Below are 17,599 nucleotides of genomic sequence, written 5' to 3'. Positions count from 1 at the left end.
ATATATCTACTGGTATAACAATGAACGTTCAAAATCAAAATTGACTGGATTGAGTCCAGTCGAATACCGAACTCAGTCCAGCCAATTAGCTGCATAATAAAAACTCTAACTTTTGGGGGTAACCACCGTTCCGCACTTTTTTATTATTTCATCCACTCCTTATGGAATGTACCCTCTTTATCTTTACGTATGTGCACCAAAGTAATCACGTTGGGCTTGGATTAAATTTGCTGGTAGATTCTCAGATCGATAACTATCGTAATATGCAATGGCACTTGCGAACGTTGGAACAGCAATACCATTAGCAATCGCGATAGATACCACTTCTCGAAGGGATGATTGCTATCCTTCTACAATTTCCTTGAAATATAGGTATAACATTAAGTTAGCTAATGCTGGTTCACGATCATAGGCATCCTTACCCACCAACATGTTTCAAGATATACTAGGCTTCAAACAAATAATTGCATATCACCATACTCTATACCGTTATAACCATTTTTATGTCCGGCCCATTTGTACCCATGTATGTCACACATGGATCACCTAGCTCCTAAGATTGGCGCTACTAAATCATATGCTTCCTTTTGACCACCAGGCATTATCGAAGGACCCTTTAAGCCCCTTCTTCTCCTCCAGAAACACCTATTCCAATGAAATGAATGCCGGTTTCATCTAATTCTTTGTTACGATGGATTGTATCTGTAAATAATGTATTACATTAAAATATCGCCTTCTGCTAAATATGGTTTCAGTGATTCTATTGTGTCATCGGTCACTGGTCCTGCCTTAACCATTAACAAAGTTTTTCGTGGTATTTTCTAGAGATTGTACAAACTCTTCAATTGTTTTAGCCCCTGTAAAGTTTTTACCTTGTGCTTCATCTGCCAGAAAAGCCTCTGTCTTTACATAAGAACGACTGAAACTGCAGCGGAATAACCACGACTTCCGATATTCATCGCAAGATTTTTACCCATGACAACTAAACCTATCACACCAATTTGTTGTTTTTTCATTTTAATTTCACCCTCGATTATAAATTAAAATATCTTTTGGCATTGTTATAACAAATATCTGCTACATACTGATTTAACAGTTCCATATCTTTTGGTATTTTTCCTTCCTCTGCCCATGTTCCTATTACATTACAAAGAATGCGACGGAAATATTCGTGACGCGAGAAAGATAAAAAGCTTCTGGAGTCTGTTAACATGCCAATAAAATGACGAATCAAACCGAAGTTTGCTAAAGTTTTCATTTGATTTTCCATTCCATCGATATGATCGTTAAACCACCATGCCGTACCAAATTGGACTTTTCCCGGGATCTCCGCATTTTGGAAATTGCCAGCCGTCGCAGCCAATATTTCATTATCCCGTGCATTTAGTGTGTAAAGAACTGTTTTTGGTAATTTATCCTGTACGTCTAATGCATCTAAAAATTTATTTAATGGCTCTGCCAATAACTTATCACCTAATGAGTCAAACCCTGCATCAGGTCCGACGCGTTTAAACATCTTCGTATTATTGTTACGCTGTGGTCCAATGTGCAGTTGCATCGCCCAGCCTTTTTCTGCATACCATTCCCCTAATTGAATCAATGTATAGGTTTTAAACTGATTGATTTCTTTTACCGTTAATGATTGCTTCGCCAAGCGCTTTTCAAAAATTGCAGTAACCTCTTCTTTACTAGCTTCTTCATAAAACATTACATTAATACCATGATCAGAGCTGCGGCAGCCCATTTCATCAAAGAAAGCCACACGCTTTTCTAACGCTTGCATAAAGGCTTCATAATGATCGATAGACAAATCGCTTACTTCTGCCAATTTGTCAATCCAAGCGAGGAAGCCTTCCTTTTCAATTGCTAATCCGTTATCCGGTCTAAAGGATGGCGTTACACGGGTTTGAAATCCTTCTTCTTTTAACTTTGCATGGTAAGCTAAATCATCGGTTGGATCATCAGTTGTTCCCACTAACTCCACCTTATCTTTTGCCAAAATTGATCTAACCGAAAGCTCCGGCGATTGTAATTTTGCATTTGCTTTTTCCCAAATAGCAGGAGCTGACTCTTCGTTCAATAATTCGTCTATATCAAAGTACCGGAGCAATTCTAAATGTGTCCAATGATATAACGGATTACCAAATGTATTAGGTACGGTTTTTCCCCAAGCGAGAAACTTTTGATAAGGAGGTTTCTCTCCCGTAATATATTCTTCTTTTATTCCATTTGCTCTCATTGCACGCCATTTATAATGATCACCGGATAGCCATATATCAAAGATATTTTTATAATTTTTATCTTGGTAAATTTCATTCTGTAATAAATGGTTATGATAATCAATAATCGGTAAATCTTTCGCTGTTTCATGATATAAACGTCTAGCTGTTTTGTTATACAATAAAAAATCTTCCGTTATGAATGTTTTCATTTATCAACACTTCTCCTTTTAGTTTGTTTGGTAAACAAATTATAATTTCATCATATACATCTTTGTTTACTTTTTCAAGTTTCCTTTTTATTAAATAACAGTAGTACATATATTTCATTTTTTATTTATAATTTCCTCTCAGCGTCCGATATAATAAATAACGTTTCACATTAAATGAATCTTAAACACTAATTTATAATGGACACATGAAACATTAATATTCATACTGACTCCTTTGCGACACGATGTCACTTCGTCCCAAAAGGAGTTTTTCTTCAACCTTAATAGATTAGAAATCTATTACTGCAAGTGCAGGAATAGTTAATCAAATTCAGAAGATATACATGCACTTGCTGCATTTTTACGAAATTCCTAAATAAACTAAAAAGGGGTAACAAAAGTGCCGAAAGAAACTTTTTTTAATTTACCGAAGGAAAAGAAACAAAAATTACTAGATGCGCTTCACCAGGAATTTACCAATGCTCCATTAACTACAGCGTCTATTGCTAAAATTATTGAATACGCAGAGATTCCTCGCGGTAGCTTTTATCAATATTTTACTGATAAAGAAGACGCCTATTTCTATTTATTTAATCAACAAACAAGTTTAGCTATGGAAAAGTTTATTTGTATTCTTCAAAGTAATAACGGTAATCTATTTGAAACTTGCATTGAATTTTACCGACTGATCGTGGAAGAACAGGAACAATTTACATTTTTCCGAAATGCTCTGTTAAATATGAACTATAAAATTGAAGATTCATTATCAGGGATTTTCGCTAGTAAAGAAAAGCTTGATCATTTTCATCAAGTACAAAAGCAATTAGATATCGCTTCTTTAAAAGTAGAAGACGAAGAAGATTTATTTCAATTAATGAAAATGATTTCAGCCATTACATTCCATAATATTATTGAAAAGTTCTCGAAAGGTCTTCCATTAGATGATGCCATTAATAATTATCAAACCCAGTTACAATTCATCAAACATGGTGTGTTGCAGCAAGATATTTGCTATACTAGTTAAAAATGGCTATGGGAGGGTTTAAAGGATATTGAAGGATATTAAGCGTTTCCGCATAATCGGGATTATAGAAGGAGCTTCTCTGATAATCTTACTCTTTCTTGCGATGCCTTTAAAATATTGGGCAGGTTTACCAGAAGTAGTTACTGTTGTTGGAAGTATCCATGGAGCTTTGTTTATTGGATACATACTTTTAACCTTATACACCACTTATAAAGTACGCTGGTCTTTTATCTGGTTATTTAGTGCGGTTGCGGTCGCCTTTATTCCATTTGGTAATTTCGTGTTAGACAGGCGTATTCAGGCAAAGTACAGTTAAAGTGAGGGGTAAGCTCTCGCTTTAACTGTATCTTGTGAACTGTAAAATCGTTAGTAGCTGATTGGACATATGTGTAGCACTGTATTTAAAATCTTGGTTAATCCATTCTATTATTAATCCCCATATCGCGTAAGCTTGATAGCTGGACAATAAATTCAAGTCGATCCCTTCTGGCTCTTGATATTGTTCCACAACTTCCTTCATTAAATCTGTTAATTGCCTGCAAATTCGATTTTGTAATCCGACTAGTGCATTTGATTTAGCTATAATCGTATAAAAATCAGCGTGATTTTCCACATGGTCAAATATTTTAATAGCTGATACATTTAAGTTATCAATCTTTATACTCTCACCATTTTTATATGGTTCACGATAGGAATCAACTAAATCGACAATAATATCATCTACCATTTCTTCTAATAATTCTTCTTTATATTGAAAATGTTTATAAAAAGTTCCACGGTTTACATCCGCTGTCTGGACAATCTCCATTACCGTAATTTGTTGAAGGTTTTTCTGTTTTAACAGCGACATCAAAGCATTCTTTAGGGCCAATTTCGACTTACGAACCCTTCTATCATGATAATTATTCATCAACAATTCCTCTCCTTTTGTTTATTAATTCGCCATACGTATACAAATAGTTAAAAAGTGTACAGTAATGAACAAATACACATCAATTGATGATTGTGTTCATTGTTTTTTCTATATTATACTGTAAACAAATGTTGATTAACAAACATCTGTTCAATAATGAGTAAACGCTATCAAACTATCGAGGAGGAATAATAATGAAGTTAAAAGACAAAGTTGCTGTTGTTACTGGAGCTGCTTCTGGTATGGGAAAAGCAATCGCTGAACGTTTTTCAAATGAAGGAGCAGCGGTTGTACTAGCAGATTTAAATGCTGATGGTGTGAAGACTCTTGCCGAAGAAATCGAAAAGACTGGCGGTAAAGCAAAAGCAGTAGAAGTTAATATTGCCAATGCAAATGATGTTAATCTAATGATTGATACTGCTATCAACGAATTTGGCACATTAGATATTTTAGTAAATAATGCTGGAATCATGGACGGGTTCGAACCGGTTGGTGAAATTGACGATAATCGTTGGGATTTAATCTTTGATGTGAATACAAAGGCTGTAATGCGTGCAATGCGTAGAGCTGTTCCTGTTTTCTTGGAAAAGGGACAAGGAATTATCATTAATACCGCATCTTCCGGAGGTTTAAACGGGGCACATGCTGGTGCAACATATACAGCTTCTAAGCATGCTGTCATTGGTTTAACAAAAAATACAGCTCATATGTATGCTCAAAAGGGAATTCGTTGTAATGCGATAGCACCTGGAGCAGTACAAACCAACATCCAAGGGTCTATGAAAAATGTAAGTGAATTTGGTCTGGAGCGAGCGAAAATGTCCCAAAATCTGATTCCTAATGTCGGAACGCCAGAAGATATTGCAAATGTCGCGTTATTCTTAGCTTCTGAAGAATCAAAGTTCATTAATGGGACAACGATTGCCGCAGATGGTGGCTGGACTGCTCCTTTCTAAATTGTCAAAAAGATTCTCATCGTCATTTCCACATTCATGGGAATGGCGATTTGCTTTTATTCATTAATCATGTCTTTTGTTCATATGATGAAATAGCAGCTAAGAACGGAGGTCATATTGATGAAAATACAAGTCAGACAAGGAGATTCTTTCTGGTATTATAGTCAATTATTCGGAATCCCTCTTCCATTAATTATTGCTTCTAACCGACAACTCACCCCTAATCAACTAATGATCGGGCAATCAGTAAACATTCCTGGTTATCAAGCTCTTTCCTATACAATAAATGCTAACGATACATTATGGTTAATAGCTCAAGCTAATCAAATACCGTTAGACCTTTTATTGCGAATGAACCCAACTGTTCAACCTACCCAACTGCAAATCGGTCAAACGATCACTCTTCCTCAGCGAGTCACAAATCTAGTCATTAATGACGTAAATAACTATACGTATGAAAAAATGGTTGCAGATCTCCAACAATTAACTAACATTTATCCTTTTATTCTGCAACAAACAATTGGAAATTCTGTTTTAGATAAAGATATCATTGAATTACAAATTGGTACGGGACAGCGCCAAAAGCATATTAACGGAGCTTTTCATGCACAAGAATGGATTACTACTCCGGTTATTATGCTGTTTCTCAATGAATATGCGTTAGCACTGACTAATAATATACCTATCCGTGGTTTGGAAATGTTACCCTTTTTCGAAACTAATACACTCTCTCTTGTGCCAATGGTTAATCCTGATGGTGTCAACCTTGTCCTTAATGGAGCAGATGCTGCAGGTCCAAAAAAAGAGTTTGTACTATCACTCAATAATGGAAGTACTGATTTCTCAGGTTGGAAAGCTAATATTAATGGTGTTGATCTTAATAATCAATACCCTGCATTATGGGAAACAGAAGCGGCTAGAAAACCTGATTCTCCAGCACCACGAGACTTTCCTGGTTACGAGCCTTTAACAGAACCAGAAGCCATTACAATGGCAGACTTAGCAAGAGCACAACCATTTGAAATCATGAATGCTTTTCATACACAAGGCGAAGTCATTTATTGGGGATATCAAGGCATGGAGCCTCCAGTATCTGAAACAATTGTCCAGGAGTATAGCAGAGTTAGTGGATATGAGCCGATTCGATATATCGATAGCTTTGCTGGATACAAGGATTGGTTTATCCAGGAATTTCAGAGACCTGGTTACACAGTCGAGTTAGGGACAGGGGTAAACCCTCTGCCTATTAGTCAATTTGATGAAATCTACCAGGAGACATTAGGGATCATGTTAGCTACATTATATATGTAAAAATGAATCACTCACATAATGGTAAGAATCTTATTAGTGTACATTAGGCATTCTGTGACATAACTACTTTAGAATGCCTGACATTTTTTTCACGGTGCTCCCACTAACGTGTAGTCTCCAAATATTTTTAATCGAACAATATGTTGAAGTTCTCGGTCAAAACGGGATAATATTGCTAGAATTTGATTGACCTCATCTTTTATTTCGACATCTTCAGTAAAACCCACCGATTCAAAAACCATTTTTTCATCAATTAATTCCGTCTTTTTATTTTGCTTATAATGTTTGGACGATAATAATCAATTAATCGGGAATTAGCTACTTTATACAACCAGGTAAGAAATGATGCCCTACCATCAAAGCCCTGAATGGTGCGAAGCATACTTATAAAAATATCCTGAGTAATATCTTTTGTAAGCTCTTGGTCAAGTGTCTGCTTATATACAAATCCAAAAATTTCATTATAATATTTGTGGATCAATTGATTTGCAGCCTGTTCACTCGATTTTTTCTTTATTGCCTTTATCCACTTTAATTCCTCTGTCATAAGCGTTGCTACCCCATTCACTAACTCTATCTTGTTTCTCTACTTGTATAGTCGTAATGTAACGAAAAATAGTTTTATTTAAATAAAGCCTTTTTTTAATTCATAAGAAAAACTGGGCAAAACCCGCCCAGTCTTATAACAATATGCTAAGTAGGTCTGTGGATATTGCTATTAGCAGTCATTATGAAATATATCGACCGTTTGACCACCACTCCGGCTGCCCACTCCCCTTTCCGTGGGGTTTGCCCTTCAGCTAACTTTTTCGAGCGAAAACCGCTCAAAAAAGTGGATCTTCAGAGCAAACAAGTCCCACAGGAGTTGAAGTGGGCGCCTTCGTTTAATGCATACGCTACAACATTTGTCAGACCTAGCAGCTTGGATTATTATCCCAGTGAAAGTGCAAAAATATGGCATTTGCATCACTCATATGGTTATAAAACCAATATGCTTTTTCTGATATTCGGTGTAGAAAAAGGTATAGCGGAGGCCGACCGTTTCGACTCCTAAGGGAATAGCATGATCTGAAGATCCACTTTTGCAGGAGCGAACTCCTCCTGCAAAAGTTAGCTGAAGAGCATGCCCCTTGGAAAGCGAAACGGTCAGCCGCAGCGGGTGGCTTGCACACTTTAACTTTCATCATAAACAACAGGACTAGTCAACTAAATCTTTATTTATTACACTTTTTAAACGTAAATAAGATACAAAAACACTGTGATAGCAACAGGTATATACTTTCCTACCTTATTAAAAAAACAGCCGTGGTTCTTCTACCACGACTGCTTAAGTTTATACAAATTTTACGATATCATCAAATGGACGTCTGCTTTTCTCTAGTGCATCTTGCACACGATAACCGAATGCTGCCATCACGGAAATCGAAAAGCTGTCATCATCTAAAAGTCCCTCTTCACGAAGTAATTCGTTCATTTCTTTCATTGGGAACCCTTCGATTGGACAGGAATCAACACCTATTTGCGCTGCAGCTGTCATCATGTTTGCAAGTGCGATATATGTTTGCTTGGAAGACCAGTCTAACATGCGTCGATCATCTACCAATAAATCAAAATCTTCTTTCTGGAAATTTTCAATCATTGGTAACAATCCTTGTAATGCTTCATCAGGATAATGATGTATGTTTTGATAATGATCAAGTAGATATTCAGCATCATACTTTGTATCCTTTGCTGTTCTAGCGAGGAAAATGACAAAATGACTGGCATCCGTAACTTTTCCTCTTGCTCCCCATGAAGTGTTTTTAATTTTTTCTCGTAATTCCGGGCTTTGAATAACTAAAAATCTCCATGGTTCGATTCCGAATGAACTTGGAGATAGATAACCTGTTTCAAGTATAAACTGAAAATCTTCTTCATTAATCTGTTTATTCGGATCGAACTTCTTTGTCGCATGACGAAAATGCATTGCTTCTATAATATCCTTTTTGATTTTGTTTTTATCCATTAAAGTCACCTCCACATAACTTCCCATCCTATTATACGAAGTCTGAGGATAAGTACATAATATTTTGCTTTCTTGATTTTGGAATAAAAAAAGACCATCTACGTAAAGCCGATGGATAAAGTGAGACTTCCATCAGTGGGGGTTCTACGGACGATTAGTACCATGATAAACTGTTGCATATTGTTCTTTTGTTCACATGAATTTTTCCAGTAAGTCTAACTGTTCTTTGTTTATTTGTGATGTTTATAAAGCATTTGTTTTAAGTATTCTTCTGATTGTCCTTTTGGAATACTGAGATTCTCCCATTTGTTATCTTTTACCTGCTTACCGATATAAACGATTTGTCCCACATGATAAGCATAATGTGCCATTTGTCTTTCGATCGCCTCTAAAACCAAATGCTTTTCTCCTCGAATCTTTATCTCTTTTAATAAATCTTGTTCTCCTAAACTAGTTAACGTAACAAAAAGGGTGTTCCAACCTTTTTCCCAAATAATCATAAGCTTGGATTTTGAAACGAGATCATCTAAAAATTCTTCCTCTCGATTTCTATTTTGCTTTTCCCCGTCTGAAGTTAAAAAGTCAGTCCACCTTGAAACCATATTTCCACTCAGATGCTTTACGATAACAGCAACACTATTTGACTCTTTGTTATAAGTCCAATGGATTTCCTCTTCAGATAATTGGTTTATCGTTTTATCTCCAAGCCTTTTAAGTGCTTTAAATCTTTCAATGGCAATTTTTAAATACTCATTTTCGATGTTCATCATTCTTCCTCCTCTTTATAAATTTCTTTTCTCCCTTGGATTAAAAAGCAACCAGATGCGTTCACTCTATGTAACTATAAATTGATTATTTAAATAAAACCAATTTTGCGGTGCCGGCAGGTTCAATTGCCAGTACGTCACACCTAACAATTGATATTGATCAACTAAATTGTATTTTTTCTGATAACTCCTAATATCTTCAAACCATACGATATGCTCTTGGGTTCCCGTCCAATATTGATACCATGGTGAAGCAGCTACTGGTTCAAATTCAATCACTGTGTTAGTAGAGATAGCTTGGTTTTGTGCACGATTAACTGATAAAGCATTAGTCGTATTATCGATTACTCTCCAATCATATCCATACAAAGGAAAAGCGATTTGTATCTTACGAGAATCAATCAAGCTCGTTGCATATCGGACAACTTGGGCCATCCACCACAACGGAGCTACTGGATCGGGCGGACCACCAGGATATCCATAGTCAATTGTCATAACAGCTACAATGTCTGCAATTGCTCCAATTTCCTGATAATCATAGGCTCCTACGATCCGATTCGTTGGCAGGTCTTCAGTCTTTGCATGTACATTAACATGTAGAATCCGCGAACCAAGAGCAGTTTTTAATTCAGTCAAGAATAAATTAAACTCTTTCCTTCGTTCAGGTGGAATAAATTCAATATCCAGTGAAACTCCGCCATATTCTTTTTCATTAACAAACCGTATTAAACTATCTATTAAATTTCTCCGATAAACAGGGTTACCAATCACGTTCCCAGCTAATTCAGCATCAAAACCCGCGGATGTAAAGTTACGAATCATAAGCAGAGGTGTGATACCTAGTCGGTTGCTTTCCCTGACGACCTCTGTATCCTCTAGTAACATGTAGGCATTACCTTGTGTTGTAAACGAATAAGATACAACTGCCACATAAGTGAGTGAATTAGATAATGTCCGGAGAATAGGTAAAGTGGATTCTGGTGAGTATGGAATAATAAAACCTAGCGTTTCTATTTGAGGTTTCAATGGTGTTGGAATCAGGAGCCTTTGACCAATAGATAATTGACTCGGATCTATCCGAGGATTTGCTTGTAATATAGCTTCAATCGTGGTATTAAAACGATTAGACAACTGCCAAAGCGTATCTTCTTCTTTGACTATATACGGTCTAATTTGGATACTAGCTTCATCTGGTATGTAAAGGGCAAGGCCAGGTATAATAGTGTTCGCAGAAGGCAAACCATTTACTTCTATAATAGCTGCAACAGGAAACTGATATTGATTTGCAATTTGCCATAATGATTCCCCACTTTGGACAACATGAACAGTCATTTGTTATCCCCCTTTTGTTCCTAGTTTATGGTCTTGGATGCGTAAAATAGTACTTAAAACTCGGAAATCAGATGTCTATTGTTATTATTTTATTGAATTGTTACCCCTTTCTGTTGAGATTGACTAATATACAATTATAATTCTATTCTTTTAGAGCTGATTTCCAAGCTAAGTACAATTCTTCCACTGTGGAATACCTTTCTTTTTTATCTTTTTTAACTGCCTTCCCTGCAACTTCATAAAGTTCCTGACTTGCATCCCACTTTGAAATGGAACGGTCAAGTTCACCCCCTAATAGCCCAAAAGCGATTGCTCCCATGTTAAATACATTGGTTCTTTCATCAATATCTTTACCCAATTCAAATTCTTCAGGTGCCATAAATCTTGATGAACCCCAAAGTCTCCCCATTTTATTCATAAATGGTTTTTTCTTATATAAATCAATATCACAAATCTTTATCATGTTTTTTTTAAAATTATACAAAATGCTACCATCATAAAAATCAACTGCTACATAATTATTCTTTTCCACGTAAACATGAAATTCTAATATATTCTTAAAAGCTTCTAAGCGGTGTTCAATTGGCAACTGTTTAAATCGAAAAAAAGGGGAATCAGGGTGGGTATATTTATGTGGTGGAGGAAATGACCAATGAGGATGTAAACATTCACCATCAAACCATTCAAAAACTAATACATATCCTTTCTCAACCTCAAAATGGTCAAGTAACTTTACCAAATGCTTATGTTGTAAATTTTCATATAACGTTATGGCATCTTTTAACCTTGCTATCGCATCTTCTGGTTTTCCTTTATATTCTTTTGTTTTTGCGCCAGCAAACTTCACAAACTTTTTCACCTCATCCTTTTCAATACCAAAGCATATATTACCAGAATCTTGTTTATCAAATACGCAGAACACTTCCCCTAAAGCTTTTAGCCACTCAAAGTTAAAATGCTCTTTAAGTTGAAAGGATACTTTATCTAATCTAATGACTTTCATTTTATCCATTAAACCCCTCCGAACTAATTCTATTTATTCCGAGATTACCTTTTTCCATATTTCTTCTCCATTGAATAAGTGCCTGTCAATTTTAGTTCGACCAACCTTTCCGTACAAAATCACTTGTCATTAAAGGTATTTAATACTCACTCCAACATAAATCAAACTGGAAACCGCAATAAAACTGATAAAAAATAAAGCCTTATTCCTGTTAGACCAATTTTTCATCCAACCCCATCTTTTGTTATCACGATCAAGCCAATAGCAATCAATCACAACTGTTAGAACAATAATAAGAAAGACTAAAAAGGGACTCATCAGTACTTTTTCCTCCTTTGTTATCTATCATATGTTATTGCAAAATACATCATAAGTTTTTTTGTGCTAATCTGCTCGCCGGCCTCAATCACATCCATAATTTTACTTGTTATCCATTATATATATGATTTATTATAGCATTAATCGGCATTTAATTGGAAAATATTCTAAAGGCCTCATAGAAAAACATCCACGACAACTGAACGGATCGTGGATGTTTTTTATTTCCATATTTTTTTGTACTTCTTCTGATAACCAAACATCATAAGCCCATTCTACTTTATTATTCATTTCAATTATTAGTTGTTGATAGGCTTCGTATTGTGTGTTGCGATCCTTTTCTTCTAGTTGATCGAAATAGGTTTTTATTGTTTTATCCATGGTCATCATCCTTACCAATCATAGAGGTTATGGAGAAAAGCTGTTTACCGTTCAGATAAACAGCTTTATGTTCTAAGGCAATTTATTCCCCGCAATACGATACAAGTCATACCATTCTTCTCTGGTCAGGTTTACTTCAGACGCTTTGGCAATATTTTGTAAACGTTCAGGATTCATGGTACCTACAACTGGCTGCATTCTAGCTGGATGACGTAAAATCCATGCAATCGCAATCGCTGATTTAGTGACACCCTTTTTCTCTGCATATTCTTGTAATTTTTCATTTAAGATTGGAAATTGATCATTATCTACAAATACACCTTCAAAGAAACCATGTTGGAATGGAGACCATGGCTGGATGGTCATATCATGGAGACGACTGTAATCCAGTACTCCTCCATCGCGAACAATCGCAGGATCATGCTCCATATTGACATTAAGACCAGCATCTATCATTGGTGTAAACATCAAGCTCAATTGCAACTGATTAGCTACCAGGTCTTGCTTCACATATTTTTTTAGTAAATCGATTTGCGTTGGATTATGATTACTTACCCCAAAGTGGCGAACTTTTCCACTTTGCTTTAACTCATTAAATGCTTCTGCCACTTCTTCCGGTTCAACGAGTGTGTCAGGTCTATGTAATAAAAGCACATCCAAATAATCTGTTTTTAATCGTTTCAAACTGCCTTCCACTGAGGCAAGGATATGTTCTTTGGAAAAGTCAAAAAAGCCATCGCGAATCCCACATTTGGATTGAATCACCATTTTTTCTCTAATCGATGGATTCATATTGATCGCATCAGCGAAAATCTCTTCTGATTTCCCACCACCATAAATATCAGCATGGTCAAACATATCAATACCTAGTTCAAGGGCATTCTCAATTACGCGATTGGCATCTTGTTTGGACAATTGATCCATACGCATGCAGCCTAACGAAATCTCACTAACTTGTAAGCCACTGTTACCTAATTCAAGCTTCTTCATCTCTCTCACCTCTCCTATCAAATCTAGCATCATTTTAGCATAGAGATAGAATGTAAGCGATTATATTGCTTGGTGTTTAAGGTGTTTGTTTTCTATATTATCTGGAACAGACAAATGCATATACACCTGTTCGCCTAAAGAAAATTGCTGTGATACATCAGTATGAACAGTCCATGTTTGATTAGTTATTTGAACAGTGTAGTGTATTTCTTTTCCTTGAAACTGAACACTGGTTATCAGACCAGGTAATCCAGTTTCATCTTGATTATCTTCTGACAATCGAAACTGTTCCGGTCGAACTGGAAAAATGTTTCGTTTTTTCATTTCCGAAACAACACCAGTATCCGGCCATTGAATATCAGGAAACAAAGAAGGGGTAAAATATTTTCCGTTCCAGTTGCCTTCTACTAAATTAGCTTTTCCTACAAAACGTGCAACAAATGGAGATTCTGGTTTGCTATAGATTTCGCTTGGTGTGCCTATTTGCTCTATTTCTCCTTGGTTCATTACAACAATCCGGTCTGCCATTGCCAAGGCTTCTCCTTGATCATGTGTGACATAGACAATTGTTGCCTTTGTCAGTTGATGTAAAGCTTGGATTTCACCGCGCATTTCCATTCTCAATTCCGCATCCAAATTACTTAATGGTTCATCCATCAGTAAAAGTTCAGGTTGAGGTGCGATCGCTCTTGCCAATGCAACACGTTGTTTTTGCCCACCAGACAGCTCGGTTGGCATACGATCAGCAAATGGTTCCAGATTAACCATTTTTAATACTTCTTTCATGCGATCATGCTGTTTCTTTTTTATTGCATCTGGTACAAAGCGATGGTGCATCAGAGGAAATCGAATATGTTCCTTTACATTTAAATGTGGCCATAATGCAAAAGATTGAAAAACCATACCAATATTTCTTCGTTCCGGCGGTAATGTTTCTTTTGGATTGCCAACTGTTGCATTACCAATCACGATCTCTCCCTCACTCGGAGAAAGAAAGCCTGCCAATACTCTTAGTAATGTTGTTTTTCCACAACCAGAAGGGCCTAAGATAGCGATAAACTCTCCCTCACTTACTTGCAAATTAATCTTTTTTAGTGCCTGAAAACCGTCAAATTCTTTGCTTAGTTGGTTAATTGTTATGGTCATTTGACGTTTGCCACCTTTCTGTTCCAAATATATTGAAGTAAGTACAAATTTATAAATCCGAATAATATCAACGCGAGAATTAAACTGGAAAAGGCTGTGGAATAGGTTGTATATCCTGCTTGTTCAAAACCGAATATCACAACACCGATTGTCTCGGCATTGCTTGACCATAACAAAGAAGAGACCGTTAGTTCGGTTAATGCTGTTAGAAAAACAAGAAATGCACCACTTAAAATACTTGGTAATAACAGCGGAATTAAAATTCTCCTCCATTTTGACCAGCCATTCGAACCGCTCACCATTGCTGCTTCTTCCATCGTTACATCCACTTGCAATACGGCTGTAACACTTCCCCTCACCTGCAAGATTAAGAATCTGGTAAAGTAGGCAAAAAAGAGAATCATAACCGAACCGTAAATCCCTGGATTCCAGCCGGGTATAGGTTCCATCCATGCAAAAATCATCGATAATGCCATCACTGTTCCAGGTAATGCGTAAGGTAAACTAATAGCCATTTCCGAAAATTGACTCCAGCGGTTTGGTTTACGCACACGGTAATAAGCAAATGCGGTTCCGATTACCAATCCGATAACCGTGATAATAAGTGCCAATTGCATACTATTTCCAATAGCTCGTTTAGCTTTCGGACTAGTGTCCAGTACAAATTGGTAGTTTTTCAGGCTTATATTCTCCCATGTAAAATCCACTCCATATGCTGATAATAAAGAGGTCATCATCATCGAAATGAATGGAACTAGACTAGTTATCAGAAAAAAACTCCACAATACTATTTCAATCCATTTTCTAGACTTACCTAGATAAACACGTGGCTTTTTGTCTTCTACAGTCGTTTCCAATCGTCTTGACTTTTTCAATAACAGCCATTGCACGAAAGTACCAAATAAAGCAATAACTCCAAGTAATACAGATAGAGTTGCTGCCCTTTGGAATGCGGATGGTCCAAAACCAACCACTTGCTGATAAATGTATGTGCTCAACACATCAATTTGTGCAGGAATCCCCAAGAATGCCGGAATTCCAAAATTATCAAGGTTTGCTAAAAAGGCAAGAAACCCTCCACTGGCTATTCCTGGAAGTGCTAATGGAACCGTTACTTTCATAAAAGTTCTCCAGCCGCTAGCCCCTGACACACGAGATGCCTGTTCCACTTCACGTGGCACCTTACGAAATACACTGACGGAAAGTAGATATACTAATGGATAATGGGAAAATCCTAACACAAAGATGATTCCACCCATACTGTACAAATTAATCGGTTCTAACGAAAATGGTAAGATGGATATCATTTTCCCATAAAGACCATTCGCTCCTAAAAATTGGGTCCACGCTAGTGTTGATATATAGGACGGAATGACAAATGGCATAATAATAAATACCTGCATCCATTTTTTCGCTCGTATATCTGAATAAGCGACCAGCCAAGCTAGTAACACACCTAACGTTACCGAGATAAAAGTAGAACCTATCACAATCAAAATCGTATCAATCAACACGGTCCATGTCTTAGAATCTTGTAATATATCTGCATAATTTTGCAGAGACAGTTGATTATCTACCTGAAAACTTAGTAGGATTAGCCTTAAAATTGGGATTAAAAAGAAAATAACGATCGCTAGTAATGCCATTATTTTAAATAATTTCACCTTAAACAATGGAGATAATGCACGTGATGGCATTATCTCCTTGTAAGTATTAGACATATTTTTCATTCGTGCTCATCCTATTCTCCAAACAACTCACTGAATTTTTGTTTATCTTCATCTCTGGCTTGATACAATTCATTAATATCTGCTTCAAGCACTTCCATCTCATCAATTGTCTTTAATCCTTCTGGTGCTTCTACTCCCTCACGGATCGGAGTATAGCCAATATCCTTTGCTAATTGCTGACCCTTTTCAGAAAGGACAAAATCGACAAATGCTTTGGCAGCTTCTTCATTTTTTGGATCTTTCATTATACCGATTGGTTCTGTAATTACCGGAACACCTTCTTCAGGATATACTAGAGTTACTGGTGATCCTTCCGCCTCAGCACGTGCAACAATAAAGTCTACTACCATTCCGTAATCTACTTCTCCAGCAGCTACAGCTTTTAGAACTGCTCCGTTACCTTGTGTAACTGTCGGATTATTCGCTTGTAAGGCCTCATAATACTCCCAGCCAAAATTGCCATTTCGAGTAAACACACCCAAGTTATAAGCCGCTGCACCGGAATACAATGGACTTGGCATTGCTACATTATCCCTTGCTTCTGTTAAAGCATTCCATGATGTTGGCATATCTGTTACATTTTCTGTGTTTACAACCATAGCCGTTGACATGACTTTTGTTCCTGTATACATATGATCTGGATCGATAAAACGATCAGGAATTGCTTCTAATTCCGGTGATTCATAGGATAATAACATGTCTTGTTCTTTAAGGCTTTCAAATGTAACTGCATCTGCTACAAGTAACACATCTGCTTGAACATCTCCTGCTTGAGATTCTGCTAGCACTTTACTGATCACTTCTTCTGTTCCAGATCGATAAATCGACACCGTGACATCTGGATATTGTTCATTAAATGCTTCCACTAATTGTTCCGCATCTGCATCAGGTTGGGATGCTTAAAAGGAGAATTCACCAGAAACCTCTCCCTCTTTTCCTGATGTACTATTGGAACATGCTGCAAGTAATGATATAACAATTAAAAAAATAATAGAAATCCTCATTTTAATCATAATTAATTCCTCTCCTCTAATGTTTAGTGAAATTAGCCTGTACTTATTATTGTACAGCTCAACTATTAATAACAATTAAACAGAATGTATGGAATTCGTTAAGTACATGTAAAGGGAGGATAAGGATATAATTGTTGCGCTTTTGCATCCAGAGGGAGTTGGAGAAGAATAGGTGTAAATTTATTTACATTTACTTTAAATTCTTAAACTAAAAATGAAGAAAACTGGGCAAAACCCGCCAAGCCTTAACTATATGCTTAGTAGGCTTGTGGCGATTGC

General features: G+C 36.5%; 19 protein-coding genes and 2 pseudogenes. 6 read left to right on the top strand and 15 right to left on the bottom strand.

From position 1 onward, the window contains the following. Nucleotides 1–97 (top strand): IS3 family transposase (locus ACTWP4_RS08290; RefSeq protein WP_443128304.1); only part of this gene is annotated, 97 nt, incomplete at its 5' end. A 46-nt stretch (nt 98–143) separates the two neighbouring features. Here ACTWP4_RS08290 and ACTWP4_RS08285 read toward each other — a convergent pair. Together ACTWP4_RS08285 and uxaC are read right to left on the bottom strand one after the other, a co-directional pair. After that, nucleotides 144–1,016, bottom strand: a pseudogene (locus tag ACTWP4_RS08285) (NAD(P)-binding domain-containing protein). A 17-nt stretch (nt 1,017–1,033) separates the two neighbouring features. Then, a complete protein-coding gene (uxaC, locus tag ACTWP4_RS08280; RefSeq protein WP_443128284.1) occupies nt 1,034–2,431 on the bottom strand; it encodes a glucuronate isomerase in 1,398 nt (465 codons plus the stop codon). A 400-nt stretch (nt 2,432–2,831) separates the two neighbouring features. On the opposite strand from uxaC, the gene ACTWP4_RS08275 reads away from it, so the two are divergent. Both ACTWP4_RS08275 and ACTWP4_RS08270 read left to right on the top strand, forming a co-directional pair. Continuing rightward, the gene (locus ACTWP4_RS08275; RefSeq protein WP_443128283.1) at nt 2,832–3,455 is read left to right on the top strand and encodes a TetR/AcrR family transcriptional regulator; all 624 of its coding nucleotides are present in this window, start codon (nt 2,832–2,834) and stop codon (nt 3,453–3,455) included. 28 nt (nt 3,456–3,483) lie between these two features. Further along, the gene (locus ACTWP4_RS08270) at nt 3,484–3,771 is read left to right on the top strand and encodes a DUF3817 domain-containing protein (protein ID WP_443128282.1); all 288 of its coding nucleotides are present in this window, start codon (nt 3,484–3,486) and stop codon (nt 3,769–3,771) included. A gap of 21 nt (nt 3,772–3,792) precedes the next feature. On the opposite strand, the gene ACTWP4_RS08265 is transcribed toward ACTWP4_RS08270, so the two are convergent. Then, entirely contained in the window at nt 3,793–4,365 is a 573-nt protein-coding gene (locus ACTWP4_RS08265) for a TetR/AcrR family transcriptional regulator (protein WP_443128281.1), read from the bottom strand. 197 nt (nt 4,366–4,562) lie between these two features. Here ACTWP4_RS08265 and ACTWP4_RS08260 point away from each other — a divergent pair, with 197 nt between their 5' ends. Together ACTWP4_RS08260 and ACTWP4_RS08255 are read left to right on the top strand one after the other, a co-directional pair. Continuing rightward, on the top strand, nt 4,563–5,324 hold the full coding sequence (locus tag ACTWP4_RS08260) for an SDR family oxidoreductase (RefSeq protein ID WP_443128280.1): 762 nt from the start codon (nt 4,563–4,565) through the stop codon (nt 5,322–5,324). A 120-nt stretch (nt 5,325–5,444) separates the two neighbouring features. Continuing rightward, on the top strand, nt 5,445–6,635 hold the full coding sequence (locus ACTWP4_RS08255) for a M14 family metallopeptidase (protein WP_443128279.1): 1,191 nt from the start codon (nt 5,445–5,447) through the stop codon (nt 6,633–6,635). Between the two features lie 89 nt (nt 6,636–6,724). Here the strand turns inward: ACTWP4_RS08255 and ACTWP4_RS08250 are convergent, their stop codons facing one another. Both ACTWP4_RS08250 and ACTWP4_RS08245 read right to left on the bottom strand, forming a co-directional pair. Beyond that, on the bottom strand, nt 6,725–6,862 hold the full coding sequence (locus ACTWP4_RS08250) for a hypothetical protein (RefSeq protein ID WP_443128278.1): 138 nt from the start codon (nt 6,860–6,862) through the stop codon (nt 6,725–6,727). Nucleotides 6,863–6,888: 26 nt separating this feature from the next. Continuing rightward, nucleotides 6,889–7,182 carry an RNA polymerase sigma factor gene (locus ACTWP4_RS08245; RefSeq protein ID WP_443128277.1) on the bottom strand — a complete coding sequence of 98 codons (294 nt, stop codon included), beginning with the start codon at nt 7,180–7,182 and terminating at the stop codon, nt 6,889–6,891. A 165-nt stretch (nt 7,183–7,347) separates the two neighbouring features. On the opposite strand from ACTWP4_RS08245, the gene ACTWP4_RS08240 reads away from it, so the two are divergent. Beyond that, entirely contained in the window at nt 7,348–7,689 is a 342-nt protein-coding gene (locus tag ACTWP4_RS08240; RefSeq protein WP_443128276.1) for a hypothetical protein, read from the top strand. Nucleotides 7,690–7,968: 279 nt separating this feature from the next. Here ACTWP4_RS08240 and ACTWP4_RS08235 read toward each other — a convergent pair whose 3' ends face one another. The 10 genes and pseudogenes from ACTWP4_RS08235 to ACTWP4_RS08190 all read right to left on the bottom strand — a co-directional run bounded on the left by ACTWP4_RS08235 (nt 7,969) and on the right by ACTWP4_RS08190 (nt 17,320). Further along, nucleotides 7,969–8,640 carry an NAD(P)H-dependent oxidoreductase gene (locus ACTWP4_RS08235; protein WP_443128275.1) on the bottom strand — a complete coding sequence of 224 codons (672 nt, stop codon included), beginning with the start codon at nt 8,638–8,640 and terminating at the stop codon, nt 7,969–7,971. Nucleotides 8,641–8,870: 230 nt separating this feature from the next. Continuing rightward, nucleotides 8,871–9,407: a DUF1572 family protein gene (locus ACTWP4_RS08230; RefSeq protein WP_443128274.1), complete on the bottom strand. Its 537-nt coding sequence runs from the start codon at nt 9,405–9,407 to the stop codon at nt 8,871–8,873. A gap of 66 nt (nt 9,408–9,473) precedes the next feature. Continuing rightward, nucleotides 9,474–10,739 (bottom strand): LysM peptidoglycan-binding domain-containing protein, encoded by a 1,266-nt coding sequence (locus ACTWP4_RS08225; RefSeq protein ID WP_443128273.1) that lies wholly within the window; start codon nt 10,737–10,739, stop codon nt 9,474–9,476. 142 nt (nt 10,740–10,881) lie between these two features. Beyond that, nucleotides 10,882–11,751, bottom strand: a complete 870-nt coding sequence (locus ACTWP4_RS08220; protein WP_443128272.1) for a protein kinase domain-containing protein — start codon at nt 11,749–11,751, stop codon at nt 10,882–10,884. 120 nt (nt 11,752–11,871) lie between these two features. Beyond that, the gene (locus ACTWP4_RS08215; RefSeq protein WP_443128271.1) at nt 11,872–12,060 is read right to left on the bottom strand and encodes a hypothetical protein; all 189 of its coding nucleotides are present in this window, start codon (nt 12,058–12,060) and stop codon (nt 11,872–11,874) included. Nucleotides 12,061–12,192: 132 nt separating this feature from the next. After that, nucleotides 12,193–12,441 (bottom strand): hypothetical protein, encoded by a 249-nt coding sequence (locus ACTWP4_RS08210; RefSeq protein WP_443128270.1) that lies wholly within the window; start codon nt 12,439–12,441, stop codon nt 12,193–12,195. Nucleotides 12,442–12,513: 72 nt separating this feature from the next. After that, nucleotides 12,514–13,431: an aldo/keto reductase gene (locus tag ACTWP4_RS08205; protein WP_443128269.1), complete on the bottom strand. Its 918-nt coding sequence runs from the start codon at nt 13,429–13,431 to the stop codon at nt 12,514–12,516. A gap of 60 nt (nt 13,432–13,491) precedes the next feature. Further along, complete coding sequence (locus ACTWP4_RS08200; RefSeq protein WP_443128268.1) at nt 13,492–14,577, bottom strand: ABC transporter ATP-binding protein; 1,086 nt, start codon at nt 14,575–14,577, stop codon at nt 13,492–13,494. Further along, nucleotides 14,574–16,307 (bottom strand): ABC transporter permease, encoded by a 1,734-nt coding sequence (locus ACTWP4_RS08195; protein ID WP_443128267.1) that lies wholly within the window; start codon nt 16,305–16,307, stop codon nt 14,574–14,576. Before ACTWP4_RS08195 ends, ACTWP4_RS08200 begins: the two co-directional genes overlap by 4 nt. An 11-nt stretch (nt 16,308–16,318) precedes the next feature. After that, a pseudogene (locus ACTWP4_RS08190) lies at nt 16,319–17,320 on the bottom strand (ABC transporter substrate-binding protein). Between the last annotated feature and the right edge of the window lie 279 nt (nt 17,321–17,599).

This window comes from Gracilibacillus sp. D59, from assembly GCF_052246695.1.
Taxonomy (GTDB): domain Bacteria; phylum Bacillota; class Bacilli; order Bacillales; family Amphibacillaceae; genus Gracilibacillus.
This window is presented reverse-complemented; position numbering and strand designations above follow the sequence as displayed.

Bases quoted from the DNA above. Each gene is read 5' to 3' on its own strand.
- uxaC (WP_443128284.1), bottom strand. From the start codon at position 2,431: ATGAAAACATTCATAACGGAAGATTTTTTATTGTATAACAAAACAGCT.
- ACTWP4_RS08265 (WP_443128281.1), bottom strand. From the start codon at position 4,365: ATGAATAATTATCATGATAGAAGGGTTCGTAAGTCGAAATTGGCCCTA.
- ACTWP4_RS08260 (WP_443128280.1), top strand. From the start codon at position 4,563: ATGAAGTTAAAAGACAAAGTTGCTGTTGTTACTGGAGCTGCTTCTGGT.
- ACTWP4_RS08255 (WP_443128279.1), top strand. From the start codon at position 5,445: ATGAAAATACAAGTCAGACAAGGAGATTCTTTCTGGTATTATAGTCAA.
- ACTWP4_RS08245 (WP_443128277.1), bottom strand. From the start codon at position 7,182: ATGACAGAGGAATTAAAGTGGATAAAGGCAATAAAGAAAAAATCGAGT.
- ACTWP4_RS08235 (WP_443128275.1), bottom strand. From the start codon at position 8,640: ATGGATAAAAACAAAATCAAAAAGGATATTATAGAAGCAATGCATTTT.
- ACTWP4_RS08230 (WP_443128274.1), bottom strand. From the start codon at position 9,407: ATGAACATCGAAAATGAGTATTTAAAAATTGCCATTGAAAGATTTAAA.
- ACTWP4_RS08225 (WP_443128273.1), bottom strand. From the start codon at position 10,739: ATGACTGTTCATGTTGTCCAAAGTGGGGAATCATTATGGCAAATTGCA.
- ACTWP4_RS08220 (WP_443128272.1), bottom strand. From the start codon at position 11,751: ATGGATAAAATGAAAGTCATTAGATTAGATAAAGTATCCTTTCAACTT.
- ACTWP4_RS08215 (WP_443128271.1), bottom strand. From the start codon at position 12,060: ATGAGTCCCTTTTTAGTCTTTCTTATTATTGTTCTAACAGTTGTGATT.
- ACTWP4_RS08210 (WP_443128270.1), bottom strand. From the start codon at position 12,441: ATGGATAAAACAATAAAAACCTATTTCGATCAACTAGAAGAAAAGGAT.
- ACTWP4_RS08205 (WP_443128269.1), bottom strand. From the start codon at position 13,431: ATGAAGAAGCTTGAATTAGGTAACAGTGGCTTACAAGTTAGTGAGATT.
- ACTWP4_RS08200 (WP_443128268.1), bottom strand. From the start codon at position 14,577: ATGACCATAACAATTAACCAACTAAGCAAAGAATTTGACGGTTTTCAG.
- ACTWP4_RS08195 (WP_443128267.1), bottom strand. From the start codon at position 16,307: ATGAAAAATATGTCTAATACTTACAAGGAGATAATGCCATCACGTGCA.